This window comes from Acidobacteriota bacterium (assembly GCA_028875575.1).
GTDB lineage: Bacteria > Acidobacteriota > Terriglobia > Versatilivoradales > Versatilivoraceae > Versatilivorator.
In genome coordinates this window covers 1-26,454 of record JAPPDF010000013.1, presented here as the reverse complement: position 1 = coordinate 26,454, position 26,454 = coordinate 1, and the positions used below count along the sequence as shown (strand labels likewise).

The window sequence follows — 26,454 nt, the reverse complement described above, 5'->3', positions numbered from 1 at the left end:
ATTCCTCACTCTGAAGTTGGACCCAAATGGGGGGTCACCGCAGTCGATGAAAGTACCATCCTGTTACACGACGCGATACAAGAAGGCTCACCCCGTCGATCCGGAGAGAACATCCAATTACATCGCTCACACGATGATTGGAGACCCTGAAGCCGATGCGGTGATCGAACAGCTTGCCCCCCTCGGACCGGGAAAGACGATGCAATTTCTCAGGGCAGCCATCGAAAAACAGGACGAGAGTGTTCTAAGGGAGGCCCCGCCTGTGGTGAGGGATTTTTTCAAGAGGATGGAATCCCCACCCGATTGGTTGGACTTGTCGGCCTTGACTCAAGCCTGCCGCATGTTTCACAGGAATTCCAGACTGATCCTGGGGGCATTTGTAGGAGGCACTCTCGTTGAAGGATTCTCAACCAATATCAGCAAGTCATTCTTCATCACCGGTCGGGTGCGCGATCAGGGCGTCAGACGTTTGAAACAGAACAACCGTCACATGATCGAGATATTCATGCCGGGCGGCCTGGAAAGGGGTGGGGACGGCTGGAAGCTGTCTGTCCGTGTGCGGATGATCCACGCCCAGGTCAGATACCTGCTGAAGAACTCGGAAGACTGGGATACGGGCTCCTGGGGCGTGCCGCTCAGCGCGGCACACGTGGGCTTTGCAATCACCGCTTTTTCGGCCAGGTTGCTGAAACATATGAAAAACCTGGGTGCTGAATACAACAACGAGGAGCGAAAAAGCTTTATGCAAGTGTGGCGATACTCAGGGTATTTGATGGGTATTCCCGAGACGATTCTGTTTCGCGATGAACAGGATGCCCTGAAGCTGTTCGAGATCGGCCTCATGTGCGAGCCTCCTCCCGAGGTAGAATCAGTCGTGATGGCCAATTCACTGGTCAACTCCGCTCCATTGGTCATAGGAGTTGAAAAACCGGCCGCTCGCCGCAACCTTGCAAAGTACGTGTTCAGTATATCGCGCGCGCTCATTGGGAACGCTCTTGCCGATGGCCTGATGTATCCGGCAGGCTCGACATTTGGAGTCCTGGCATGGTTCCGAATGCAAGAGCGATATCACCGCATCCTGGAAAAGATCCTGCCAGGACGTGTTCAGGACAACAATTTCACCAGATTCACCTCTCTGCTGGAGGCTTCGGCCTTCGACGAGGCAGGCATCAGCTACAGATTACCCGACCACGTATACGCAGAGGAATCCGGCAAGTGGTGAACCCTCTGGCGCCGGGAAAGGCGAGAAATGCGAGGCGCGGCTTCGCTTTGGCGCAGCCGACGTGGGGAATCCGTACCAACCCGCTTCCAATAAGGCTATCCAGGCAAGGCCCCGACCACGGCAGCGAGGCGCGCAACTTCAACCTGGATCCCACCGGCAGGTGGCTGATTGCGCTGAACCATCAAAGCAACAACGTCGTCACCTTTGCCGTCGACCAACAGACCGGAAGACTTACCGCCACGGGACAGGTGCTGGAACTGCGCAGCCCCTCCTGCCTGCGCTGGGTGCCCCTGGATGCAGAGTGACGGTCATCGCCTGCCGGGATTCCTGCCAAATAGTCTGCTGAACCGGGATTCCCGCCGTCGCCGCCCTGACAACCCAAGAAGTCTATCGACTACTCGAGCAGCAGCTTCACGTCGGTTTCGAATTGTCGGTAGTCGGTGAACCGGATGATATTTCGAGTATGGACCCGGGCACTCTGCAGGACGCCGACCGACATGTTGAACTGAGCCCTGACCGGAAGCCAGTGCCGGCTCTCCCCGATCCGGATCCGGTCGTAGGCGATGCTCATCTCCGACGTCTTGATGGGAAAGTCCTGGGGAAGATCCACGATCTCCTTGATGAGTCTGACAACCTGGTAGGAGTTGACATCGATCCAGCACAATCCGCGGTAGGCCACCCGCAAAGCATTGCCCTGGTAGGACAGTTGAAGGGAGGAAGCCTCTCGCGGAATCCGATAGGCCACCCGTACGGTTTGACGCCCCGCGATCTCCTCGGCGCCCTCCAGGCGGAAGGAAGCCCCGCTTTCAGGAGCGAACACATTGCGGAGAGCGGCGGCAAATTCCCCGACTGAATAAGTGCCATCCTGGCTGCCCGATGCCTTTTGCCCCTCCACCGGCTGATAGCTCTCCTCTCCGTTCGTGAACATGAGCTCTTCCTGGAGCCGGTCCTTCTCCTGCCAACCTCGAAACAGCCTTTCGAATCGTTCTGTCCGGCGGCGACACACGAAGTTGGGCAGGTTTTGGGAGGTTCCGTCGATCCTGTGGCGAACGGCATCCAGAAAGTCCGGCCATTCGGCGTCGGTCGGCACCCCATGCGGCTGACCCAAGGCAAGCGTGGGCGGTGCGGAGCCGCTGACGGTAAACTCCTCGGACCCGGCATCCATCATGAACTCGGGGCGACGGTATGCGGAGGGGGTGTCGGCGGGCTGCATTTCCCTGGTCACTGCCTGTTGGGAGTCGAACGGCAATTGGGAGCTCTCGTCGTAGCGGGCTCCGGCAAACCGTGTCTTGCCGATTCTGATGTTGCCGTTAAAGGAAATTAAAATAGAGCGGTTGGCCGCCTTTCCATCGACCAGAGCGGCTTGGGTCATCCTTGCCCCCCGAAGGTCGGCCCGCCTCAGATCGCTGCCGAACAGGACCGCTTCCGACAGGTCGGCCACCTGCAGAGTGGCCCGGTTCAAGTCGGCATCTTTCAGGATGGCGCGCCGCAAATCGGCGCCCAGCAAGTCGGCGCGTTTCAGGCTGGCCTGCGTCAGGCTGGCATCGCTCAGATCGGCTCCTTGCAGTCGCGCGCCGTCCAGCCTGGCTTTGATCAGTTCGGCACCCGTCAGTTTGGCCCCTCGAAGATCGGCCCCTCGCAAGTCGGCCTCCCAGAGCCTGGCTTGGGTCAGGTCGGCTCTTAGCAGAACCGCATCCCGAAGGTCGGCCTTCCGGAGATCCATGCCGCTCAGGTTGGCTCCAAAGAGATTCATCCCCCTCAACCTGTGCGACTGCACTCGGTTCCCGCGCAGATCGCCGCATTCCCCCGGATGATCGGGGTTGTAGCCGAGTTCTCCCCGGTCGTTGGCGCAGGCCAGGATGTCGCCGCGGAACCGGTAGGCCAATGCGGGAGTCGTGCGGCCCGAGGACCGGGGGATCTCCAGGCTGTCCCGGATCTTCTTCAGGTCGAGGCCAACCACCGCTTCCGAAACGGATGTTTCTTCAGCCTGGGTCTGACCGGCAATGACCGGCGACGGCGCCTCCCCGGATGTGGCCGTTTCCGAGCCTTGCGTCACCACGAAATCGGTCTCGGTGATGGCGGTGCGGCCGCTGCCCGACTCTTCGGTCGTAATCTCGATTCGGTATTTACCCGGGCTCAGGGATTGGGTGGACAGCTTGAAGCCCACGGCAACCTGGCCGGGCGCCCGTTCTTCCAGGTGGTTGCGGTCCAGTGCGATCGGCGGAAAGTCGACGGCCTCGCCGGTGTCCTTGACCGCCTGGACGCGAGCCGTGAGATTGCCGTCCTCCAGCTTGGAGGCGTTGTAGAGTTTGTAGAAAAGGGCCAGAGGTTGGGGAGGAACAATTTCGTTGCTGACCGCCGGCTTCACCCGGAACCCTCGGTGAAACAGCCAGCGGGCTTCCGGCACTTGCATTCCGGCCGCCGCCGGGGAAAAGGGCTCCAGGTCCTGACTCAAGACCAGGCCGCTGATCATGAGCGCATCCCGGGGAAGGGCCGGGATCCACAGCGCCTGTTCGGTCGTGGCCAATCTGCCCTGGCGGTCCGCGGCCACCAGCTTGATGCGATACTTGCCCGGCTTCAGCTTGAGAAATCCCTGCACGGCCGAATCCGCCTTTCCGTACACAAGCGGGAGCGTCTGGCTGAATACCGATTCCGCCTGCCCGTCGTCAGAATAGGCAACCCCCATCAGGCGAAGGTCTTTCCCCGGCAACCAGATTTTCGGGGTATTGACCTCCGACCCGTAGGAGACCCTGGCCGTGATGAGGACCAGAGCCCGGTCGGACTCCTGGTAGAAAAAGTTGGCCTTGAAATCCAGACTCAGATCGCGGTGTTGCCTGGATGCATGCAGTCCCCGGAGCACCGTCTTTCCCAGGGTTCCCATGGTGTCCTGGTCCGACGGCAGGGGCACCTCAACGGTTCGACGGAGCGATCCCAGTCCGGCGTTGAGGTTCTCCCGCGCCGCAACCTTGACCTGGTACCGTCCCGCTGGAACCTCCAGCACGACCTTGGAGGTCAGGCCTGATTTGAGAAGAGTCTGATAGCTGCTGTCGCTGAGCTTGAAGTTCCAGGCTTTTTCGTCGCCGCCGACATACTTCTCCTGAGCATCGAAGGCAACCACAGCCAGGTTGATCCGATTGATCCGCTTGCCCTCCTCTACAAGAAAGGGGAGATCCTCAAAGCCCAGGCGGGTCACGAGCTCCAACCGGTAGGTGTCTCCATGCAGGCGCGAGCCGTGGTAGAACATCTGCAGCGGGATTTCCCTGAGATTGGTGGGTGCCCGCATGGCTTCCAGCATTTCCTTCTTCTTCTGTTCTTCCGGGGACAATCGCTCCTTGGGGGCATAGAAGCCCTCGCGGTGGGTGACCCGGACTCCGGGCCGTGAGACTCTCACTCGAAGCCTGTAGTAGCGCCCATCGGGTTTCTTGGGAGGGGTGGCGTAGCTCAGGATATAGTAGGAGAATTGCTGGTCCACCACCTTTCTCAGACCCGCCACCAGGTCGTTGTTGTCTTTGAAGTAGGTGCCTCCCGTTGCCCTGGCCAGGTAATCGAGGGCTATCCCTTTTTGCCTGCGGTCCTCCGCGACCAGCAAGGCCTTTTCCAGCCGGAGAATGCTGTTGACGGTGACGTCTTTGCTGACGTCGTTCATGGGGCTGGTTTCCAGACCGGTGGCCCGGATAGTGTTGAAGATTGTTCCGGTCTTGAGCGCCATGTCGACCAGACGCTCCAGGTCATAGCGGAGCGCCCGGTGCAGGAAGCCTCCGGAAAGCAGAATCAGGGATTTTTGGGCCTCCACCGGTCCAAGAGAACGGATGTGCCCCCGCAGAACATCCAGCAAGCGCCGGGTGCGTCCCTTTTTAAGAGACAGGTGCTGCAACGCCACGGTGCGCACATAGTTTTCAACGACCTGCTGGGGCGAACCGAGGCCGATTGAACCGCCCCCCAGTCCATTCTCCGAGCTGCCTACCCCGCATTCTTCGGCTTCAGCCATGGCCACGTCGAAGGCCCGGCTGCCCGGCGTGGGCGAAACGACATGGATGTCCTCGGCTTGAGCATCGGTCATGCTGACGCATCCCGGTCGGTTCATCGACGGCGTGAAATCCAGCTTCTTGTAGATCCTGTCGATCTCGGCCAGCAGCAGTTCCCTGTCCTGGGTGAAGGGGACGAAGTAGCCGCGGGAGGCCGTCATGATGGATATGTGGTTTTGTGCTCTCAACCCCCTTTCCACGAATCCGCGAACGGCCTGGATGGTGCGTCTAAGCATACCCGTCGGGGGGTAGGTGAGGTCGTCGATGACCAGGCTCAGCAGACGGGGCTTTTCGGGGGACGCCTCGGGCACCGGTTCCTCCGCGCCGACCGCGCTGCCCCAGGTCAGGGAGCTTTGCGGGTTCTGGTAGATTTCCTGGGAAAACGACTGGATGGTCTGCTTCTTGCGGTTTTCGAAGACTTCGAAGTCGTCTGCGGTCAGATCGGTAATGGGCTTCCCGTCCCGGTCGGTGACAATGGCATTGACCACCACCACTTCTACCGGCACCTTGAGGGTGAATCCGGACGAGGACTGGCCGCGGACTTTTTCGGTTTCTTGGGGCTGGGTAGCCGCGGTCGCCGGGATCAGCGCCAAGGCGGCTGCCAACCAACCGGCAACCAGGGTTAGTGCCAGAATTGCACCAGGGAGGAAATCTCTTCCGAGAGACACGGTCCGACCCCTAAAACTTGGCGTAGAGGCTATTACTTCGTTGTCCCGGTAGGACCGGTAGGCTCCATTGTCCGGGGAGAGTTCACCCTGATCAACAGCCTCTCCTTGGCGACGAGTGAGCGTGGCTTCGAGGAATTGGGCCGGGTGTACTGGATGTCGTAGAACGTCCACTCATGTCTGAGGTTACTCGTGGTCAATGTCTTCTTGATGTTTATTAATTCCTGGGAGCCTTTCTTTACAGGGATTACCTCAGGAAGCGGCGTCGGCAACTTCTGGTCCAGTCCCGCCTTGTTCACATCTCCATACACGAGGCGATACTGAAAGGACGTGGATCCGGAGGAGAAACGCATATAGGTCCCCTTCGCTCGCGCCACCACGCTCTCTGAGCCATCCGGCTGCTTCTCGTAGATCACTTTGTTGATCTTGGACTTGATGGAAGTAACTTGCGCCTCGGAATCCAAAGCAGCACCAAACCCAAACACCAGGCATGCAAGCAAGGTAATGAGCTTCATCTCAATACCCTCCGTCGGCGTTGTCCCTTTTCGTCTTCGGGCACCCGCCGTTCTTGTTCCCACATCGGATGCCCTCTCCGTCAGACTCTTGTGCTCTTAGTAAGGATAAGATCTTTATGCCCTCAAGCATAGTAGATGTCAATGGAAACATTTCTTCCGGTGTGACGATTGTAACTCTCTTCAGCCTTCTCTCAACCTGGTGGACTGGTCTTGCGAAAGTCCTCAAATTTGAAGTAGACATCGAGTCCCTTGGTGCTTCCGAATCCCCCCAAATGGTCCACCGCATTTTCGATCAGGGAAATGAATGAAGCGTCCAGACTGCCGGTTCGGGCCAAAATGGTGCCGTTCTCGTTGGCCAGCATATAGGTCGGATAGGTCTCGATGCACAGGAAGCGCTCGAAGTCGCTCTCCAGGCCCGCGTGCCAGTTCGTCCACGGCATGGGTTCATCCTCAAAAAATCTGGTTACGGTCTCGAGTTCCTCGTCTGCGCTGATCGCGACCAGGGCGGAGCGGTCCGCCGGCAGCTCGGCCGCCCAGTCCCGAGAGCTCGACCGGAAGCCGTGCGGCACCGCCGCGATTCCCAACTCCCTGAGCAGTTCCGACATCGCCGTGTCCGCGATCGGCTTTCCTCCCACGCCCGGAAACACCAGCGGATTACCGCGACCGAGCGCCCGCGCCGCCTCGAGAATCTCCAGGGCGCGACCACACAGCGGCACCCGGTGCTGGCGGTTCGCCTTCGTCCGCTTCGGCGAAGGTAGGGATGCCTTGGCTACGGCGTTTCTCGGCAAGGGGGTCTCCACCCTCACGAGCGAGCTTGCGGATGACCAGCGCCTTCTCTCTGGCCTCGGCCAGGGGGACCAAGGCGAGGCTGCCGAAACCGAGCTCCCGGCGACGGCCACGGACGACGAGGCGCTGAATCGAGCTGCGGGTACGGCTGGGCTGGACGAAGAGGTACGATCCGTTTCCATCGGCGTGTCTTCCGGGGGAAGCGGAGCAGAGGAAGGTGGCCGAGAGGGCGTTGCTGGGGTGGCCGCCGGTGGGCTTGGTTTTAGGTCGGTCAGGTGAGAGGTTGCTTACAGTATCCATACCCCCATTGCATGGGTTTGACAGTGGATTGCAAGGGATGTTCGTAGCCGGTCCGGCCACAGCAGATCTCATATAAGACACTCATAAATACCATAGTAATAGCCTCTACTGGACGACGATAAACATCACTGGAAGTTATGTGACCGTTGCGGCGGCGACAGCAAGCTGATTGGAGGGAATAACCTCTCACGCCAGGATTTCGCGAACGACCCTGGGTTCGAAGTTGAAGGTGATCTTTTCCCTGAGCCCGCTGCGTTCGAAAAAGAGCTCTTCGTGGTGCAGGCCCAGCAGGTGCAGGATGGTGGCGTGCAGGTCCTCGATGCTGACGGGGTTTTCCACGGCCCGATAGCCGAATTCATCGGTGGCGCCGTAGACCGTTCCTCCCTTGACTCCTCCACCGGCCATCCAGAGGCTGAAGCCCCGGGGATTGTGGTCCCGGCCGGCCACACCCTGCTTGGGCATGATCTGGGCGATGGGATGGCGGCCGAACTCGCCGGCCCAGATCACCAGGGTGCTGTCCAGCAATCCCCGCTCCTTCAAGTCCGCCAATAGAGCTGCCACCGGTTGATCGGTTCGGTCGCAACAGGACCTCAGGTCAGCCTCCAGGTGGGAATGGGAGTCCCAGATCTGACTGTTCACGCATACCTGGACGTAGCGGACGCCGCGCTCCACCAGCCGCCGGGCCATGATGCAGCGGCGGCCGTAGTTGTCGGGACCCGGGTTGACGTGGGTCTTCCCCACCACCGCAGGCTTTCTTCCGACGCCATACATTTCCAGGGTCCTGGGGCTTTCCCGGGACAGGTCCAGGGCATCGGTGGCTTCCAACTGCAGGCGCGCGGCCAGCTCGTAGCTGGCGATACGGGCATCCAGCTCGGGCAGGCCGGGACGGTCTCTCCTGTGGATGCGATCGAGCTGTTGGCGGAGACGGGTTCCCATCTTCACCAGGGCGGTGGGCTCGGCGACCTCGGGCCGCAGGTTCAGCAGGGGATCGCCTACCGAGCGCAAGCGGGTTCCCTGGTAGATGGGAGGCAGAAACCCCGACTGCCAGTTGGCGATGCCGTTGATGGGCAGGCCCTGGGGATCATCCAGCACCACGAAGGCCGGCAGGTTCCGGTTCTCGGTTCCCAGTCCGTAGACCACCCAGGCCCCCAGGGTCGGGATGCCCGGCAGCATGCGACCGCCTTGAAACTTGTAGAGCGCCGCCGGATGGGCCGGACTGGTGGTGTGCATGGACCGGATGACCGCGATGTCGTCCACCCGCCGGGCGACATGGGGCATGGCCTCGGAGACCCAGGTGCCGGACTGGCCGTGCTGGGCGAACTTGAAGGGACTGCGCAGCAACCCGCCGGCCTGCTGAGGCGAGGGCACGTCCACGGCAACCTGGTCGAAATAGGGCTCTCCGTGGTGCTTGTCCAGCATCGGCTTGGGATCCAGCAGGTCCATGGGGCTGGGGCCGCCGTTCATGAACAGCAGGATGACCGACTTGGCCTTGGCCTCGAAGTGGGGCTTCCTGGGGGCGACATCGTAGATGCCGCCGCGGCCGGGAGCCGGAGACTCGGACCCGCCCGTCAAGCCGGACACGCCGAAGAGATCGCCCGTCAGCAGGTGGGTCAGGGCCACTCCGTAGATGCCGTCGGAGACCCGCCCGAAAAAGTGTCGGCGGGTCATGGACTGAGGCGATCGGTCGGGTGCTTGTTTCACGGTTGGACGGTTCAATCGATATAGACGAAAGCTGCCGAATTATAGAGCGTATGGGCCAGCTTGGCCAACACCTGTTGCCGCTTCCGGTTGCCGTTCCCCAGCTCCTTCCAGGCGCTCCGGAAGGACTGCAGACTCAACCTCTGCTCTTCGGCAGCGGGGGGCCGGCTCAACACGATCCAGTACATGAGTTCCACCTGGGCTGGCAGGCTGTCCCCCGCTTCCTTCTCCACCCGCCGCGCCAGGTCGGCCGCCAGCCGGCGGATGGTGGCGTCGTTGAGCAGGTGAAGAGCCTGCGGGGCTACGGTGGACTGTGCCCGTTCGGTGCAATTGGGATTCATGGTGGGATAGTCGAACAGGTCCAGGGTGGTGGGGCTGTTCATGCGCAGTTGCCGCAGATAGATGCTCCGCCGCCAGCCTCTTTCCCCCTCGTAGGCGGTGGAGAGCCCGTCGGCTCTGACAAAAACCGGATCCGGGGGGCCGTAAGGAGTCTCATCCAGGCGGCCACTGACCCGAAGCAGGCTGTCGCGGAGGGCTTCGCCGTCCATACGCTTCAAGGGCCATCGGGACAGGAACCGGTTTTCGGGGTCGAGCCGCTTCTGCTCGGGACCTACCCTGGAGGATTGGCGATAGGTCCTGGAGGTCATCATCAATCGGTGGATGGCTTTCATGCTCCAGCTACGATTCATGAACTCCACCGCCAGCCAGTCCAGCAGCTCCGGATGGGTGGGGCGGGCGCCCGACTTTCCGAAATTGCCCAGGGTCTCGACGATCCCCCGGCCGAAATGGTGCTTCCAGATGCGGTTGACCATGACCCGCGCCGTCAGGGGATGGTCCCGGTCCACCAACCACTTGGCCAGGGCCAGGCGCCTTCCGGTCTTTTGGGATCCCGGCCATGGAGGCTCCACCCGGAACGGAGTTCTGCCGTCAGTCAGCACCGAGGGCACCCCCGGACCGACCAGCCGGCCCGGACTCAAGTAATCGCCCCGCCGGAGCAGATAGGTGGGAGAGGGGGCTCCCCGGTCCCAGAGCGCCCGAATACGCGGCTCCGCCTCCTGCCGGTGTTGCAGCCAGGCGATCTTGCGCTCCAGCTTCCCAGCCTCCCGTCGGTAGACGGCGTCCCGCTCCTTCAACTCGTTGGCGGTGACGGTCAACAGTTGCATGTACTCCTGGGCCAGGGACTTCTGCCCGCTGTTCCGATCTTCTTCCGGAGTCTTGAGCAATAGCCTCAGATCCTGGGCCAGGGCGGGCGCAATCTGATCCAACCGCTCCTCCAGAACGCGGTCCCTCAAGTCCCTGCCCCTTTCCTCCAACGCCTGCTGCAACTCCTTGACCTGCTCTTCCAGGACCTCGTTCCTGGCTTTGCGCTCTTTTTCCTGCTCCAGCAGTCGCAAGGGATTGGTCATGGGAGGCACATAGGGCAGAATCCGCTGCTCGAACTTCACCACCTCGCTGATCGGCGTTCCCGCCAACCAGTCGAACTCGTCCAGAGCCCCCTTCAGCAGATCGGCAAGCCGGAAGTAGTCCCGCTGGGGAATGGGATCGAACTTGTGGCTGTGGCAGCGGGCGCATTGGAGCGTCATGCCCATGATGCCCGTCCCCAGGATCTCGATTTCATCGGCAATGACGTCGAACCGGTCCTCCACGAAGCTCAGCTCGTAGCCGGTGCTGTCAGGCCCCATGCGCAGGAAACCGGTGGCGATCAGGTTGTCGACCATCTCCCGGGTAATCACCGGAGTCGTTTCGTAATCGACCAGCTCGTCTCCGGCGATCTGCTCCATGAGAAAGCGGTCGTAGGGTTTGTCGGCGTTCAGGGACCGGATCACGTAGTCCCGATACCGCCATGCATGCTTCCTGCCGGGTCCGTTGGCATTCACCTTCCCGCCCTCGTGGTCGGAGTAGCCGGCCACGTCCAGCCAGTAACGTCCCCAGCGCTCCCCGTAGCGGCCTGACTCCAGCAAGCGGTCGATGAGTCTCTCGTAGGCACGCGGCTCCCGGTCTTCCAAGAACCTCCGGACCTCGGGGGGCGTCGGAGGCAGGCCGGTCAGGTCCAGGGAGGCTCGCCGGATCAGTGTCAACCGATCGGCTTCGGCCGACAGAGACAATCCCCGGTCTTCCAGTTTTCTCGATACGAAGGCGTCGATGGGATTGACCGCTCGATTCCCATGTTCGACCACAGGCGGCGCGACCTGCCTGGGCGGCTGGAAGGCCCAGAACTGGCGGTCCCGGTCGCTCACCAGAGGATCGGGCTCGGTGCCGGCAACATCGGGCTTGATGTCCTCTTCCGGAGCGCCCTGCAGGATCCACTGCCGCAGCTTTTCCAGGTCGGAATCCGAAACGGGGGTCACCCCGACTTCAAAGAGCCGTTTCTTGGGAGGCATCTTGCCCGAACGGATCATCTCCACCATCAGGCTCTGGTCCGGTTTTCCCGGAATCAATGCCGGACCTGATTTCCCACCCTGGACCATGGACGCCCGGCTCCTCAGATCGAGGTCATTGCCCTGGCGGCGCAGCCCGTGACAGGTGGTGCAGTGACGCAGCAGAATCGGGATCACGTCGTGCTGATTGAGGGCCTGGCTTGCGGCTGACTCTTCCAACCCGCTCGCCAGGCCGCTCTCGATCCAGGCCTTGATGGTTGCCCTTTGCGCCTCCGGAAGACCTCCGTCCAGGTCGGGAGGCATCGAACCGCTTTCGATCAACCGGTAGAGCTTGCTCTCCGCCGGCCGGCCGGGCACCACCACCGGACCCGACTCGCTGCCATTCAGGATGGTTGAGAGCTTGCTGAGATCCAGCTCCTTGATCATCAGCTGCTCGCCATGACAGCGCAGGCAGTGTTCCTGGAAGACGGGGAGGACCTTCTCCCGGAAGGACTTCTGCTGTTCCGGCAGTTCGCCGCTGCCGTCGGAGTCGGTAGCAGCCCCGGGCAGAGGGATCCAGAAGAAAAGACCCAGGCTCAGAAATAAACCCGCGGCCTTCGTCGGTCGGTTTCTTGTTGGCTGGGGAGAAGAAAGATTCATGGATGAGCCTTCAGGGGGTGAAACTTGGCTTTTGAAGTACCCCTGTTGCAACCGGTTTGAGCCGTCCTGTCGCACGGTCCGGAGCCGAGCCTCGCCCCCCACCGCATCAGCCTTCGCCTTCCGGCTCGGCTTTGTGCAATCCATTCATGGTTTACACAATAAACCGCATACATGGTTTACATCCCGCCCAGGAATCGGGCAAGGAGCCTTGTGCTGGCCTCAAGTATCACTCCCCCCTGGAGGGGGAGTCGGTGAGACAAGGGCCCCGCCCGCAGTCGAACCGGTGGGGGGGACGGAATCGGCAAGATTGCCACTTAGGAGATTTTGCCCACAGTCGAGCCGGTGGGGGTCCAGTCTCCGAGGCTCGTAAGGGGTCCCTGTTTCACTCTCGAATGATCCGCCCGACAGGGCGGGGGCGGTGCTTATTTGAAACAATGATTATTGTAAAGAACTCTACCCACCTCCGCCACAAAACCAAGCCCACCGGCTGCCACCCTAATAACGCCCTCTCGGCTGCCGTCGTCGCTCCTGAAATCCGGCGCCGTTGCGTTCCGAGAGACGGCAACCCTATTTCTGAGCCGGCGCGCTAGTCGGCCGCGTCTTCTCCGCGGGCGTGGGCTCGCTCCCGGGCGCTCGGGTTGAAGGATGGACGGAAAGGGACCTCGCACACCCGGGCGGGGTCCGGCCGTCCCGGCTCACTGGCGTAGTCGTCGGGCAGCCAGACCCGCAGCTCGGTCCCGACCGCCGACCTGCCGAGCGGCACGTAGCCCAGGGCGATGTTGCAGCCGATCTCGGGGGCGTGCCAGGGCGAAGTCAGGTATCCGATCGGGTCGCCGCCTCCGGCGTCCGAGACCAGCCAGAAGTCCGGCGCATAGTCGTCGATCGGCTTGCCGCCCAGCTTCATGCCCACCATGACCATCTTGAACGGCGGCCTGCCGGCCTCGATCTCGGCGCGCATCCGTTCCAGGGCCGCCCGCCCGATGTAGTCGCCCCTCTTCTTGCGCGGCACCTGATAGGCCAGGTTGCACTGGAACGGCACCGTCTCATGGTCCATGTCCTGGCCCCAGGACAGGATGCCGGCCTGGATGCGGCGCTGATGCCCGGGGGCGATGACCATCAATTGGTGGGGTTCCCCCGCCTCAAGCACCGCGCTCCACAGCCTTTCGGCGTGCAGGGTCGCGTCCCGCAGATAGATTTCGTAGCCCTTCTCGCCCGAGAAGCCGGACTGGGAGACGACGACCGAACAGCCCCCGATCTCCGCTTCGAGGAGACCGTAGTAGGGAATATCCCGGACTCCGCCGCCGACCAGATCGACCATCAGGGCGAGCGACTTGGGCCCCTGGATCTGCACCGGGCAAACATCGATCTCGTCGATCCCCACGTCCATGCGCAGCCCCACGTTGACGCCCTGCAGCCAGTACAGCAGGTCGGAGTCGGCCAGCGAGAACCAGAACTCGTGGCGCGAGAGGCGCAGCAGCACCGGGTCGTTCAGGATGCCGCCCTTGTCGTTGCAGAGGATGACGTAGCGGGCGCTCATCGGCTCGATGAGGGTCGCGTCGCGGGTGATGACGTAGTCGACGAACCGCTCGGCGTCGGTGCCGGCGACCCGGATCTGCCGTTCGACGGCGACGTTCCACAGCGTGACGTGCTGCGTCAGGGCCTCGTGCTCGGCCGCGGCGCCGCCTTCCTCGGGCCGGACGTAGCCGCGCGGATGGTACACGCGGTTGTAAACGGTGGCTCGCCAGCAGCCCGCGGCATGGGACAGATGCCAGTAGGGCGACTTCCGCACGCGGGTGGAGATGAGCAGTTGGGTGGGGGTGAGGCCACTCTGGCGCAGGTTGATCGGTACCATGCGGTCGGATTGGTCGACACCGCGCGGCTGACCGCTCATGACTCCTCCCCTTGCGTCCTTGCGAACCAGCCTCCGGCGGACGTTTGCAGGAGCGGGACGGACTGCATTATCATGCACGATTCCGGCTGCGGTCAACCGTTCAGGGCCGCTATCTAGGGACGGCACGCGGCCCGGAAATCGTCGTGCACAATCGGGAGATCGGAATGAAGGGGTTCAACACGAGCAGCACGGTCCGGAGCGCTGCGCCGGAGCGGGCAAGCGTCGCCGTGATCGGCGCCGGCATCGTCGGCAACTGCCTGGTCGCTCATCTGGCGGAGCTCGGTTGGCGCGACCTGCTGCTCATCGACAAGGGGCCGCTGCCCAAGCCCGGGGGCTCGACCGGCCACGCCTCGAACTTCATCTTTCCGACCGACCACAACCGGGAGATCGCCCTGCTGACCCTGGACAGCCAACGCCAGTACGAGGCGCTCGGCGTCAACACCACCTGCGGCGGCATCGAGGTGGCGCGCACCGAGGCCCGCATGGAGGAGTTGCGCCGGCGCATGACCTCGGCGCGGGCCTGGGGCATCCGGACCGAGCTGCTGTCGTCGGCGGAGGTCGTCGCCAAGGCACCGTTCGTGAATGGCGACGTGATCCGGGGCGGCTTTTACACCCCCAGCGCGTCGGTGGTCGACTCGGTCCGGGCGGGTACGATCATGCGCGAGCGGGCGCAGGCGAAGGGCGTGCTCACGGTATTGGACAACACCGAGGTCACCGGGCTCGAGGTGACCCGCCCGCCCGTCGGCCGCCCGCGCATCCGGGCCGTAGTTACCGCGAGCGGGGCCATCGAGGTCGAGCAAGTGGTGATCGCCTGCGGGGTCTGGAGCCCGCGACTGGCCGCCATGGCCGGCGCCACCATTCCCCTGACGCCTGCCGTGCACCAAATGGCCAACTTCGGCTCGATCGACCTTCTGCAGCGGACCGGCAACGAGATCGGCTTCCCTATCGTGCGCGACATGGACACGTTCATGTATGAACGGCAGAGTCAGGAGGTGATGCAGGTCGGCTCCTACGCCCATCGGCCCATTCTGGTGCCTCCCGACGACATTCCGTCGCTGGCCGAGGCCGAGCGTTCGCCCACCGAGTTGCCGTTCACCTCCGGCGACTTCGCACCCCAGCTCGAACACGCCCGCGAGATCATGGGCGCGCTGCTGGCCGGGTCCGAGATGCAATACGCGGTCAACGGCCTGCTGTCCCTGACCCCCGACGCGCAGCAGGTGCTGGGAGAGACGGCCGAGGTGGAGAAGCTCTGGTCGGCCGCGGCCGTCTGGGTCAAGGAAGGCCCGGGCACGGCGCGCCTCGTGGCGGAGTGGATCACCTATGGCTACCCGCGCCTGTGCGATCCGCACGGGTCCGACGTCACCCGATTCTATCCCCACGAGCGGACTTCGCAGCACATTCGCCAGCGCTGCCACGAGCACTTCAACAAGACCTACGGCATCGTGCATCCACGCGAGCAGTGGGAGTCGGGGCGCGGCATGAAACGAGCGCCCTTCCACGACCGGACTGCCGCCCTGGGCGCCGAGTTCCACGAGGCGCGCGGCTGGGAACGCCCCCAGTGGTACGCGAGCAACGCCGATCTGGTTTCGGGCTACGCGGTCCCGGACCGCCCCCACGAGTGGGACCGTCGCTGGTGGTCGCCCATCATCGACGCGGAACACCTCCACCTGCGGGAGAAGGTGGGCATCGTCGATCTGAGCGGGTTTCAGATCTTCGACGCCTCCGGACCCGGTGTGACGCCCTACCTTGAAAGACTGACGGTGAACCGCTGCGATCGTCCCGTGGGCCGCTGCATCTACACGCCGCTGCTCACGCCCGAAGGTGGCATCCGAGCCGATCTCACCATCCAGCGGCTCGCCCAAGATCGGTTCCGCATCGTTACCGGCGCCTTCGACGGCGCGCGCGACGAAGTCTGGTTCCGCCGGCATCTGCCCCCTGACGGCTCCGTGCAGTTCGAGAACCTGTCGTCTGCCATTTGTACTCTGGGCGTGTGGGGTCCGGACGCCGGCGCACTGCTCTCCACCATCACCGACACGCCGCTCTCCCAAGCGGCTTTTCCGTACGGCACGCTGCAGGAGGCGATCGTCGGAGGCGTACCGGTGACGATGCTGCGCATCTCGTACGTGGGCGAGAACGGTTGGGAGATCTATGCCCCCATGCCGCACGGCGCGCACCTGTGGGATGCGGTGCTGGAGGCTGGTCGCGTCTTCGACGCCCGGCCGGTCGGCATGGGAGTGTACGGCGGCACCGGCCGGCTGGAGAAGGGGTACGCGCTCATGGGCGCGGATCTCGACTCGGAGCACTCGCCGGTCGAGGCCGGTCTGGGGAGGGCCCGCGTGAAAGACGCGGATTTCATTGGTAGAAACGCCTATCTGCAGGCGCGTTCGGAGCGACCCGTGGCCAAGCTGTGCACGCTGACCATGGACGCCGACGCGTCGGGGCTGAAGCGCTTTCCCACCGGGGGCAACGAGCCGATCCTCACTGCAGACGGCGCCCGCATCGTCGACGCCCGCGACCGGGAGTCGCGGGCTACCTCCGCCGGCATGGGACCTTCCGTCGGCAAGTTTCTCCTGCTCGCCTATCTGCCGATCGAGCAGGCGACGCCCGGCACCGGGCTGCAGGTGCTGTACATGAACAGAGCCTATCCGGTGACGGTGGCCGCTTCGCCCGTATTCGATCCCGGGAACACCAGGATGAAGGAGTAGCAGCCCCGGGCTAGACTGGAACCGATGGCCGGTCGAGCAGTTCCCGCACGACCTTGGCTCCGGTCACCGGATAGTCGGTTGGGGTCTCGTCCCGGCCGTGGTGGAGATAGCTCAGCTTGCGGTGATCCACTCCCAGCTGGTGCAGCACGGTGGCCTGCAAATCGGGCACGCTCACTCGATCCTTCACGGCCCGATAGCCGAACTCGTCGGTGGCCCCGTGGGCGTATCCGGCCTTGAAGCCCCCACCCGCAAGCCAAAGCGTAAAGGCGTTTCGATTGTGGTCACGCCCCAACCCGTTCTGGGATACCGGCAGCCGTCCGAATTCCCCGCACCACATCACGATGACGCTGTCCAGCAATCCCCGGCTCTGGAGGTCTCTCACCAGGCCTTCGACCGGCAACTCCGTCCTGGCGGCGATGGATTCGATCTCTTCTTGCGTATTCCTGTGGCTGTCCCAGGGCTGGGTGGAGGGCTTGGCCGGCGGGAAGACCTGAATGAAGCGCACTCCGGCCTCCACCAGGCGCCTGGCCATCAGCAGGCGGGTCCCATAGCTGGAGATCGCCGGAATATCCAGTCCGTAGAGCTGCTTGGTGGCCGCCGACTCGCCCGAGTGGTCCAGGACCTCACCGGCCGCCAACTGCATCCGCGCAGCCAGCTCGTAGTTGCGAATGCGCGTCTCCAGATCGGAGTTGTGGGGATAGCCGGTTCGATGCTGCTGGTTGAGCTTCGCCAGAAAGTCCAGCTGGTCCCTTCGCGATTGGCTGGCCACCGGCCGGGCCGGATGCAGATCCAGGACGGCGGAGCCCCTGGAACTGAATTCGGTGCCGCGATAGAGAGACGGCAACCAGCCGTTCTCCCACAACAGGGCGGCGCTGGTGCCGTAGCCCTCGGGGTCGCGCAAGACGATGTAGGAGGGGAGGTTCTGGTTTTCGGTTCCGAGGGCATAGCTGATCCAGGCCCCCAGGGTGGGCCTGCCGGGAAAGATCTTGCAGGTCTGCAGCATGACCAGGGCTTCGGTGTGGTTGTTGTGCTCGGTGTGCATGGAGCGCACAAAGCAGAGGTCGTCCACCATGGAAGCCGTATGGGGAATGGCGTTGGAAAGCTCGATCCCGGACTGCCCGCGCGGAGCAAACTCGAAGGGGCTGCCCAGCAGCATGTTGGCCTCGCTGCCCGGCTGAAAGGTCTCCACCTTCTCGACATGCCGCTTCCCGGACCGCTTCTGCAACTCCGGCTTGGGATCGAACAGATCCATCTGGCTGGGACCGCCGTTCTGCATGAGTTGAATCACGGCGCGGGCCTGCGGCCGGATATGGGGCTGCCTGGGTAGAAGATTGGGACTGCTAGAGGAAGAGGAGCTGGCGACGGCCAGTTCAGCCTGCAGCAGATGAGCCAGGGCCATGCCACCGAATCCCAGCCCGGACCGGTGCAGGAATTCCCGCCGCGACCAGGTGTCTTCCTGCAAACGAGAAGTGTCTGTTTTCTTATCCCACATGGAGAAACTCGTTGCTGTTCAGGATCATCTGGCACAAGCTGGCCAGAGCCTCGAGATCGGCGGCCTCGCGGCCGGCCGCAGTCGCCAGGCGGCGCCGGGCCTCTCGTTCCAGCAGTTCCCGGCTCCAGGAAAGCTCTTTCCGGCTGGGTTTTCTGGCCAGAGCCAACCGAAAAGCCAGTTCGATTCTCTTGCCGGGATCCCGGGCCAATCGGGATACCCGCCCCGCAAAGAACCGGGCCTGCTCCAGGAGGAAGGCGTCGTTCAGCAGGACCAGGGTCTGGAGCACCGCGGCCGATGTATCCCTTCGGATACAGTTCATCGACAACTTGGGCTGGTCGAAGACGCTCAACACGGTCAGGTTGTAGTTCCTGCGACCCACCAGGTAGAGACTTCTCCTCCAGCGGTCGCCCGGATGGGCCAGATCGGGTATCGACACCGTCACCATGCCGTCGGCTTTGCCGTCCAGGCGGATGGCCGGCCCCCCCATGGTACGACTCAGCTTGCCGCTGACGGCCATGATGGAGTCCCGGATGGCCTCCGATTCCAGGCGGCGCAAGGGCATCCTCCACAGCAGTCGGTTGCCGGGATCGACACTCATGGCTACCCGGGCATGCTGCTTGTGGCCTCGAGAGTCTTCGTGGCCGGGCAAGCGTGACTGTTGGCGATAAGCGGTCGAGGTCACCAGCAGGCGCACCAGGGGCTTGACCTGCCAACCGCCGCTCACAAAGCCATCGGCCAGCCATTCCAGAAGCTCCGGATGGGTGGGACGGGATCCGTTGCGACCCAGATTGTCCGAAGTGGCTACAATGCCCTCCCCGAACAGGCGCTGCCAGACTCGATTGACCCGGACCCGAGCCACCAGGGCGGCTGCCCTGGAATCGGACTCCGTCAGACGCCGAGCCAGCGCCAGCCGCCGGCCACTGCTCCGGCCGGCCGCACCGTTTTCCGACTGCAGGGCCTCCCCACCGGGTTCGGTGAGCACTGCCGGCATCCCGGGCTCCACCTCCGGTCCCGGAGTCAGGTAGTTCCCCCGGATCAGAAAATAGGTCGGCGGCGGCGGTCCGGTATCCACCGTGGCCTGCAGGGTGCCATAGGTCCGACGGAGTCTTTCCAGGGCGGCAATCCGGCTCTTGAGATGTGAGGCCCTCGCCAGTTGATCGGGGTTCAAGAGCGCCTGGATCTGTTCTTCAGACGGCACCACCACCGGCTCGAACTTCTCCTTGAGGTAGCGCTCCGGGGGCCGCAACTCGTTTTCGAAGGACTTCAGCGCGATCCTCAAGTCCTCCCGAATCACCTCGGGAACCTGGGCCAGCCGTTCGTCCGTCAGGCGCTGTTTGTAGGGATGATAGAGCGCATTGAGCTTGCGGCGGAAAGGCTTGATCCGAAGGTCCAACCGGCGGTTGGCCCGATCGATCGACTCCTTCTCCAGCGGGGAGGCCTCGGGCAGGGACCGGTCATCGGGTTGCAGCCACTGCTGGGGGTTGTAGGCAGGCGTGAAGACGGCCGTCAACCGGTAGTAGTCCAACTGGGAAATGGGGTCGTACTTGTGGTCGTGGCACTGGGCGCAGCCCACGGTGAGCCCCATCACGTTGCTGGCGAAGGTCTGAACGGTGCGCTGCAGGACCCCGTAACGTATGTCGGGCGTGTTGAGCACGTCCTGGTTGGTGTCGTCGGCGGCTACTCTCAGAAAGCCGGTGGCCTGCAACAAGCGGCTCATGGCGGGGCTGAACTCCGATGCGGCGCGCCAGTCGACCAGCTCGTCTCCAGCCAGCTGCTCGGTGACAAAACGGTCGTAGGGCTTGTCCCGGTTGATGGCATCGATGACGTAGTCGCGATACTTCCACTTTCCGGGAACGCCCAGCGGCTGCTTGCCGGAAACGAAGTCGTTATCGCCACCCAGGGTGTCGGTATAGCCGGCCTCATCCAGCCAATGGCGGCCCCAGCGCTCCCCGAAATGGGGGGAAGCCAGCAGCCGTTCCACCAACTGCTCATAGGCCAGCGGGGAACTATCCGCCAGGAAGGCGTTCACCTCTTCCGGCGACGGGGGCAATCCGATCAGGTCCAGATAGAGGCGCCGCATCAGGAAGAGGCGGCCGGCATCGGCCGAAAACCCGATCCCCTTTCCCTCCAGCTTCTCCAGCAGAAAGGCATCCACCGGGGTGCGCACCCGCTCGGCCTGGTGAACCCGCGGCGGGCCCGGGGCCGCCAGCTTGCGAAAGGCCCAGTATTCCCGGTCGGCACTGGAAAGGGGCGGCGGCTGGATTTTTGCCTGGCGGCGCCGGTCGGCCGCCCGGTCCGGTGCCTGGTAGAACTTGAGGGTGGGCGCTCCGGCTCCGATCCAGCGCCGAATGACTTCGATGTCCTCACCCGAGGGTTTCTTCTGTCCGGCCGGGGGCATGGACCCGTCCACCAGGCGCTTGTAGATCAGGCTGGCGTCGGGAGAATGCTTCACCAACCCGGCTCCGCTGGCCCCGCCCTTCTCGATCAGCAGCGGGTTGGTCAGGTCCAGCCCGCCCATGGGCTCCAGGGACCCGTGGCAGTGGGTACAGTAACGCGAGAGGATCGGCAGGACTTCCGATTCGAACTGAGGAATGGATTGAGCCGGAGCCGCCCCGGGAACCAACAGCAAAGCGACCGCCAGCCACAGCCATGAACGCATGGTGGAATCCGGAAAATCGTTATTTCCTGAAGCCTTATTATCCAAAGGATTCAGCAACCGGTCAAGAGCCCGGAGAGTCCGCCGACGCAATCGGGAAACCCGCGCCTGTCAGCTTCAAGGGCTCGACCGGAGTGCCGGCCAGCTATGTCTATCCCAGCATCTGCGGCGTGATTTCCTTGCCCAGCAGGAAATGTTTGCGGTCGGGATACCACAGGATCTGCTTGCCTCCGGCGTAACTCATGGCTCCGTAAAAGGACAGCCAGGTTCTGCCACCCTCGAGCCCCCCGTTTCCGGGACCCACCGCAACGTTTTCGGCGTCGCAAAATACCTTGGGTTGGCTGAACCAGATGGGCTGATGGGCCTTGGGCTGGAACTCCCCGACGGCATAGAACATGGGAGCCCGCCTGGCTCCCATGTCCCCTGGCCCCTTGGCGCCGTAGCCTGTCCCGTCATGGTTCTGGAAGAAGAGGATGTAACGGCCGTCCAGGAGCCGGTAAAGCGGGGCCGTGTTCTTGGGATGGTGCATGAAGCGGCCGTGGTCGCGGATGCGCAGCGCTTCCGACTTCCTCCAGACCCGGCCGTCGGGATCTTCCGACACGGAATACCAGACGTTGCCGGTGATGGTCCGCATGGCGGCAAACAGCCGCCCGTCGGGCAAAAGCACCACCGCCGGCTCTTCGCCCAGACTGTAGCCGCGGCTCTTGTGGGGCTCGAAGGGACAGGGGACTGAAACGGAATCCCCCTCCGGAAGCCAGGTGAGCTTGAGGTCCCTGGGATGGGGACCGTCGTCGAGGTTGTCGAATCGAACGAACTCCGACCTGGAGTCGGGATACCACCCGGCGGGGCCGTTGGCCATGGGAAAGCGGCTCAAGCTGCTCCAGCGGGTAAATCCGAGCAGCATGCGGTCCTTGGAATCCCGAATCGATTGCTGCCAGAAGATCAGGTTCTTCTGCATCTTGGGATCGGGGTGGTCGTACCTGGGACGCCGCCGGACCTCCAGGTCGGCCCCTTCCTTCCAGGTGTGGCCGTCGTCGTCCGAGTAGATGCAGCGCTGCAGCGAGGTGACGGTGTAGGACATGTCGGTGACGCCGGTGTGCTTGTTGAACAGCAGGTAGATGCGCCCGCTGCGACTCACCAGCGGAACGGCAAAGGCCGCCGTGAATCCCGGGTGGTCGGTGGGGCCGACAATGGTTACCGGAGGCGTCCAGGTCATCCCGCCGTCCCGGCTCCGTGAAGCCACGGTACGGTAGTCGCGAGACATCTCGTAGGCTCCCTGGCTCCAGGTCGCCAGCAGATCTCCCTTGGGCGTCTCCACCACGATGAGATGTTCGTTGTCCCCGTCGTCGCCGAGCGGTTCAGGAGGCAGATAGAGCACATGGTCGGGCTTGGTGCGTTTCCACTCGTCGGTATAGCAGCGTTGCTGGACGGCGACAGTCCCCGAGCCGTCCCCCTTGCTCCAGGATGCCCGCGGACTTGCGGCGCCTCCGGCCATCACCGGCACCGCAGCCAAAGACTTGATGAGCTCTCGTCGATTCATCCTCTTCCTCCCACCGGTTCCAAGAGATTTGTCACTGGTATGAATGCCTCATCCACCGTGTAGGCCAGCCGTTCCAGCCGCCGATCTTCGGGAAGTATAGTCCAATCCCCCAGCTCCCTGCACTGCTTTGATAGCGATTGGAGCCGGCTGCCGGATGGTGAGCGTGATACGCATTCTCCCATCATATTCAAATTCAAGCATGAGTAGATGGTTTATTCACATCGATGCACAGGATGCACAGGATTTTCCCGGATACCCTCCACTTCACCATCCGGAGGGCGCCCCCGGGAGCGCGGGCGTCCCGCCCGCATACTCTCCCGTTGCGTGCCTCTCAGCTTCTTGCGATGGGGCAGACAATCACCCTGCCGGCGGAAACCGCATCGACCCCGCCGAAGCAGAGCCATGGCGCCGATTCCGGTTGATCCAGTTGCCGGTTGAGCCCCGTGAATCGAGACGGTACACTATCGGTCCCCGGACGTTCCCGGGGACTAATGAGGACTCGTCCATAGCTGCTTCCCGCCCCAGAAAGGAATTCGATATGGGATCTCGAATACTGCTGATTCTCTCCGCCTGCCTGCTCCTGGTGGGAGCCTCCGCCTGCCGAAGCCCGCAGCCTCCATCCGAATGGTCCTTCGGCATCATCGGGGACCTGCCCTACGCACCGGTCGAGGAACCGCAGTTTGAAAACCTCATCGATGCCATGAACCGGGAGGACCTGGCCTTTGTGATCCACGTGGGCGACTTCAAGGGCCAGAACGATCCCTGCGGGGACGCCATTTACCGGCACCGCCTGGAGCAGTTCAACCGCTTCAGGCATCCCTTCATCTTCGTGCCAGGCGACAACGAATGGACCGACTGCCACAAACCGGAGACGCCTTCGGATCCCCTGGAGCGGTTGGCCTTCCTCCGCAAAGTCCTCTATCCCACGGAACGGACCCTGGGGCAGACCACCTTCGAGCTGGAACGTCAAAGCAGCTCGCCCGCCTTTGCCAGCTTCAGGGAGAACAGCCGTTGGAGCCGGTCGGGCGTCCTCTTCGCCACCCTGCACGTGGTGGGAAGCAACGACGGATTCGGTCGCTGGCCGGAGGGAGACCGGGAGCATGCCCAGCGCCTGGCGGCCAACCTGGCCTGGATGGAAGCCGCCTTCAGCCTGGCCGCCCAGGACCGCTATCGGGCGCTGGTGCTGGTTATCCATGGAAACCCCCGCTTCGAGCTGCCCCCGGGAGATTCGGGGCGCTCCGGCTTCGAGGATTTTCTCGGCTCCCTGGAGGCTGAAATGCTGGCCATTTCCAAGCCGGTGGTTCTGGTGCATGGGGACACCCACTACTTCAGGATCGACAAACCCCTGCGGAACTCCGAGACCCGGCAACGAATCGTCCACCTCACCCGGGTGGAATCCTTCGGGGTTCCCGATGTCCACTGGGTGCGGGCCACGGTTCAGGAAGCCAACCCCAACGTCTTCGTCTTCGATCCGGTGCTGCTGTCGACCGATCGGGAGGAGCCATGACTCCGGCGGACATCGGTTACGCCAGCCTGACGCAACAGGCGGAGTGGATCCGCACCAAGGCGCTATCGCCGGTTGAGATCCTGGAGGTCCACCTGCAACGGATCCAATCCATCAACCCCTCGATAAAAGCCGTCGTCACCCTGGCGGACGGAAGCCGGGAGCGCGCCCGCCAGGCGGAGGCCGCCTTGATGCGGGGGGAGTCCTGGGGTCCCCTGCACGGAGTCCCCTTCACTGCCAAGGACTGTTTCGACACTGCCGGAGTCCGGACGACGCGGGGATCCAGACTGTTCGAGAACCGCATCCCCTCCCGGGACGCCACGGCGGTTACCCGCCTCAAGAGTGCCGGAGCCATCCTGCTCGGCAAGACCAACCTTCCCGAATTCGCTCTGTGGTCCGAGACCTCCAACGAAGTGTTCGGCCGGACCGTGAATCCGTGGAACGCGGAAAGGACAGCCGGAGGCTCCAGCGGCGGAGAGGCTGCCGCCCTTGCCGCCGGATTGTCGCCGCTCGGCATCGGCACCGACCTGGGAGGCTCCAACCGGCTTCCCTCCCACTACTGCGGCGTCGTGGGCTTCAAGCCCACGCAGGGCCGCATTCCCATCACCGGCCAGTTTCCGGGGGTGATGGCCCGTCATCTGCACGTGGGACCGCTGACCCGCACCGTCCGGGATGCCGCCCTGGCGCTGTCGGTGCTGGTGGGACCCGATGGCCGAGACCCCTACACAGTTCCGGTTCCGCCGCCCGACCGGGCGGCTTGGGATGCGCCGCTGCCGCCGCTGAAGATCGGGTTCTTTCCCGAGGGCCCCTTCGCGCCCGTGGCCAGGACCATTCAAGAGGCCATCGCCAGGGCCGCCGCCAAGCTGGAGGAACTGGGGTGCCGGGTGCAGCCCGTGGCCCTGGAGAGCTGGAAGCGGTCCAAGCCCATCGAAATGGTGATGAAACTGCTGGTGGCCGAGGCGGCTCACTACTTCGAGCCGGTCGTGGCCGGAAGGAAGGACCGATTGGCTCCCTCGGTCCAACGACTGCTGGATACACCCCCGCCCGCAATTGCCGAATACGTGGCGGCCCTGGCCGGTTGCGAACAGCTTCGGATGGACCTGATGCAGCAATTTTCCACCCATGACCTGTTGCTGCTGCCCACGGCTCCGGTCACGGCCCATCCTCACGACGCCATCTGCCTGGATGTGGACGGCCAGACGGTCCCGGCCGTCCACGCGGCCGGGATGACCCCTGCCTTCGGGATGACCGGCTCACCCGCAATCTCGGTACCCTATGGACTGAGCCCCGACGGCCTGCCGATCGGGGTTCAACTGGTGGCCCGTCATTTCGAGGAAGGGACCCTGCTGAGAGCCGCGGCCGCCTTGGAATCGACCGCTTCCCTGAAGACCCGCCGGCCTCCACTCTGACGAGACAACCCCATGAAGCCCATCCTGGTGATCGGAAGTCTGAACATGGACTTCGTGGTTCAAACCGAAAAGCTTCCCCTCCCCGGAGAAACCATTAAGGGAAGCGACTTCAGCACGATCCCCGGCGGCAAGGGGGCCAACCAGGCCGTGGCGGCCGCCAGGCTGGGCGGCCGAGTCCGCATGGCGGGCCGGGTGGGACAAGACGGGTTCGGCCGCACCCTGACCGAGGGTCTCTCCTCCGCCGGGGTCGACGCCGGCCAGGTACATCCCACTTCCGGAGTGGCCACCGGGGTTGCCCTCATTCTGGTGGAGCGGAAGGGACAGAACCAGATTACCATTGCCGCCGGCGCCAACGACAGGCTGGAAGCCGCCGACCTGGAACCAGCCTTCCATGACTTCAGACAGGGAATCGTCCTGCTGCAACTGGAGTCGCCTCTGAAGACGGTGGAGGCCGCTGCCGAGTTGGCCTGCCGGGGCGAGGGGACGACCATTCTGGATCCCGCCCCGGCAGCCGCCCTGCCGCCGACCCTGCTGCGCAACCTGGACTACCTGACTCCCAACGAGACCGAGGCGCTGCTGCTTTTGGGAGAGCAGCCCGCAGAGATTCGACTGGACGAGGCCCCGGCCCTGGGACGCCGCCTGCTGGAGCTGGGACCGGACACGGTGATTCTCAAGCTGGGAGACAAGGGCGCCTGGGTGGAAAACCGCCGCCTGAGCCGCCATTTTCCGGCCTATCCGGTCAAGCCCTCCGACACCACCGCCGCCGGAGATACCTTCAACGGCGCCCTGGCCGTCACCCTGGCAGAGGGAGGTTCGCTGCCCCGGGCCATCGACTTCGCCAATGCCGCCGCCGCCCTTTCGGTGACCCGGGCGGGGGCACAAGCCTCCATTCCCTCCCGCAGCCAGGTCGATCGCTTCCTGGGTGAGCATCGCGACTGAGGGCTGCATCCCCGCCCCCAAAGCTACGCCGGCGTCGCCCCCCTCCGCATCAGCCTTCGCCTGCGGCTCGGCTTCTGCGACTCCCCCTCA

General features: G+C 63.5%; 15 protein-coding genes and 1 pseudogene. 6 read left to right on the top strand and 10 right to left on the bottom strand.

Annotated features, from left to right (window positions below):
• Nucleotides 1-16 precede the first annotated feature (16 nt).
• Nucleotides 17-1,222: an oxygenase MpaB family protein gene (locus OXI69_02040; protein ID MDE2664912.1), complete on the top strand. Its 1,206-nt coding sequence runs from the start codon at nt 17-19 to the stop codon at nt 1,220-1,222.
• A gap of 47 nt (nt 1,223-1,269) precedes the next feature.
• A complete protein-coding gene (locus OXI69_02035; protein MDE2664911.1) occupies nt 1,270-1,527 on the top strand; it encodes a beta-propeller fold lactonase family protein in 258 nt (85 codons plus the stop codon).
• 89 nt (nt 1,528-1,616) lie between these two features.
• Here OXI69_02035 and OXI69_02030 read toward each other — a convergent pair whose 3' ends face one another.
• The 7 genes and pseudogenes from OXI69_02030 to OXI69_02000 form a co-directional block, all read right to left on the bottom strand.
• Nucleotides 1,617-5,915, bottom strand: a complete 4,299-nt coding sequence (locus OXI69_02030) for a VWA domain-containing protein (GenBank protein ID MDE2664910.1) — start codon at nt 5,913-5,915, stop codon at nt 1,617-1,619.
• A 32-nt stretch (nt 5,916-5,947) separates the two neighbouring features.
• Nucleotides 5,948-6,427 (bottom strand): hypothetical protein, encoded by a 480-nt coding sequence (locus OXI69_02025; GenBank protein MDE2664909.1) that lies wholly within the window; start codon nt 6,425-6,427, stop codon nt 5,948-5,950.
• A 191-nt stretch (nt 6,428-6,618) separates the two neighbouring features.
• The gene (locus OXI69_02020; protein MDE2664908.1) at nt 6,619-7,215 is read right to left on the bottom strand and encodes a hypothetical protein; all 597 of its coding nucleotides are present in this window, start codon (nt 7,213-7,215) and stop codon (nt 6,619-6,621) included.
• Nucleotides 7,216-7,258: 43 nt separating this feature from the next.
• Nucleotides 7,259-7,513, bottom strand: a pseudogene (locus OXI69_02015) (Arm DNA-binding domain-containing protein).
• A gap of 186 nt (nt 7,514-7,699) precedes the next feature.
• Nucleotides 7,700-9,181: a DUF1501 domain-containing protein gene (locus OXI69_02010; GenBank protein MDE2664907.1), complete on the bottom strand. Its 1,482-nt coding sequence runs from the start codon at nt 9,179-9,181 to the stop codon at nt 7,700-7,702.
• Between the two features lie 44 nt (nt 9,182-9,225).
• Nucleotides 9,226-12,228 carry a DUF1553 domain-containing protein gene (locus OXI69_02005; GenBank protein ID MDE2664906.1) on the bottom strand — a complete coding sequence of 1,001 codons (3,003 nt, stop codon included), beginning with the start codon at nt 12,226-12,228 and terminating at the stop codon, nt 9,226-9,228.
• A 586-nt stretch (nt 12,229-12,814) separates the two neighbouring features.
• Nucleotides 12,815-14,119 (bottom strand): aminomethyl transferase family protein, encoded by a 1,305-nt coding sequence (locus OXI69_02000; GenBank protein MDE2664905.1) that lies wholly within the window; start codon nt 14,117-14,119, stop codon nt 12,815-12,817.
• A gap of 164 nt (nt 14,120-14,283) precedes the next feature.
• Here OXI69_02000 and OXI69_01995 point away from each other — a divergent pair, with 164 nt between their 5' ends.
• Entirely contained in the window at nt 14,284-16,824 is a 2,541-nt protein-coding gene (locus tag OXI69_01995; GenBank protein ID MDE2664904.1) for an FAD-dependent oxidoreductase, read from the top strand.
• Between the two features lie 10 nt (nt 16,825-16,834).
• On the opposite strand, the gene OXI69_01990 is transcribed toward OXI69_01995, so the two are convergent.
• The 3 genes from OXI69_01990 to OXI69_01980 form a co-directional block, all read right to left on the bottom strand.
• Nucleotides 16,835-18,316 (bottom strand): DUF1501 domain-containing protein, encoded by a 1,482-nt coding sequence (locus OXI69_01990; protein MDE2664903.1) that lies wholly within the window; start codon nt 18,314-18,316, stop codon nt 16,835-16,837.
• On the bottom strand, nt 18,306-20,975 hold the full coding sequence (locus OXI69_01985) for a PSD1 and planctomycete cytochrome C domain-containing protein (protein MDE2664902.1): 2,670 nt from the start codon (nt 20,973-20,975) through the stop codon (nt 18,306-18,308). The genes OXI69_01990 and OXI69_01985 overlap by 11 nt, the downstream gene beginning before the upstream one ends.
• Before the next feature lie 148 nt (nt 20,976-21,123).
• On the bottom strand, nt 21,124-22,512 hold the full coding sequence (locus OXI69_01980) for a sialidase family protein (protein MDE2664901.1): 1,389 nt from the start codon (nt 22,510-22,512) through the stop codon (nt 21,124-21,126).
• A gap of 538 nt (nt 22,513-23,050) precedes the next feature.
• Here OXI69_01980 and OXI69_01975 point away from each other — a divergent pair.
• Genes OXI69_01975 through rbsK form a run of 3 tightly spaced genes read left to right on the top strand, consistent with a single transcriptional unit; the run spans nt 23,051 to nt 26,364 of the window.
• Nucleotides 23,051-24,019 carry a hypothetical protein gene (locus tag OXI69_01975; GenBank protein MDE2664900.1) on the top strand — a complete coding sequence of 323 codons (969 nt, stop codon included), beginning with the start codon at nt 23,051-23,053 and terminating at the stop codon, nt 24,017-24,019.
• Nucleotides 24,016-25,425 (top strand): amidase, encoded by a 1,410-nt coding sequence (locus OXI69_01970; protein ID MDE2664899.1) that lies wholly within the window; start codon nt 24,016-24,018, stop codon nt 25,423-25,425. The genes OXI69_01975 and OXI69_01970 overlap by 4 nt, the downstream gene beginning before the upstream one ends.
• Before the next feature lie 12 nt (nt 25,426-25,437).
• A complete protein-coding gene (gene rbsK / locus OXI69_01965; protein ID MDE2664898.1) occupies nt 25,438-26,364 on the top strand; it encodes a ribokinase in 927 nt (308 codons plus the stop codon).
• Nucleotides 26,365-26,454: the final 90 nt, after the last annotated feature.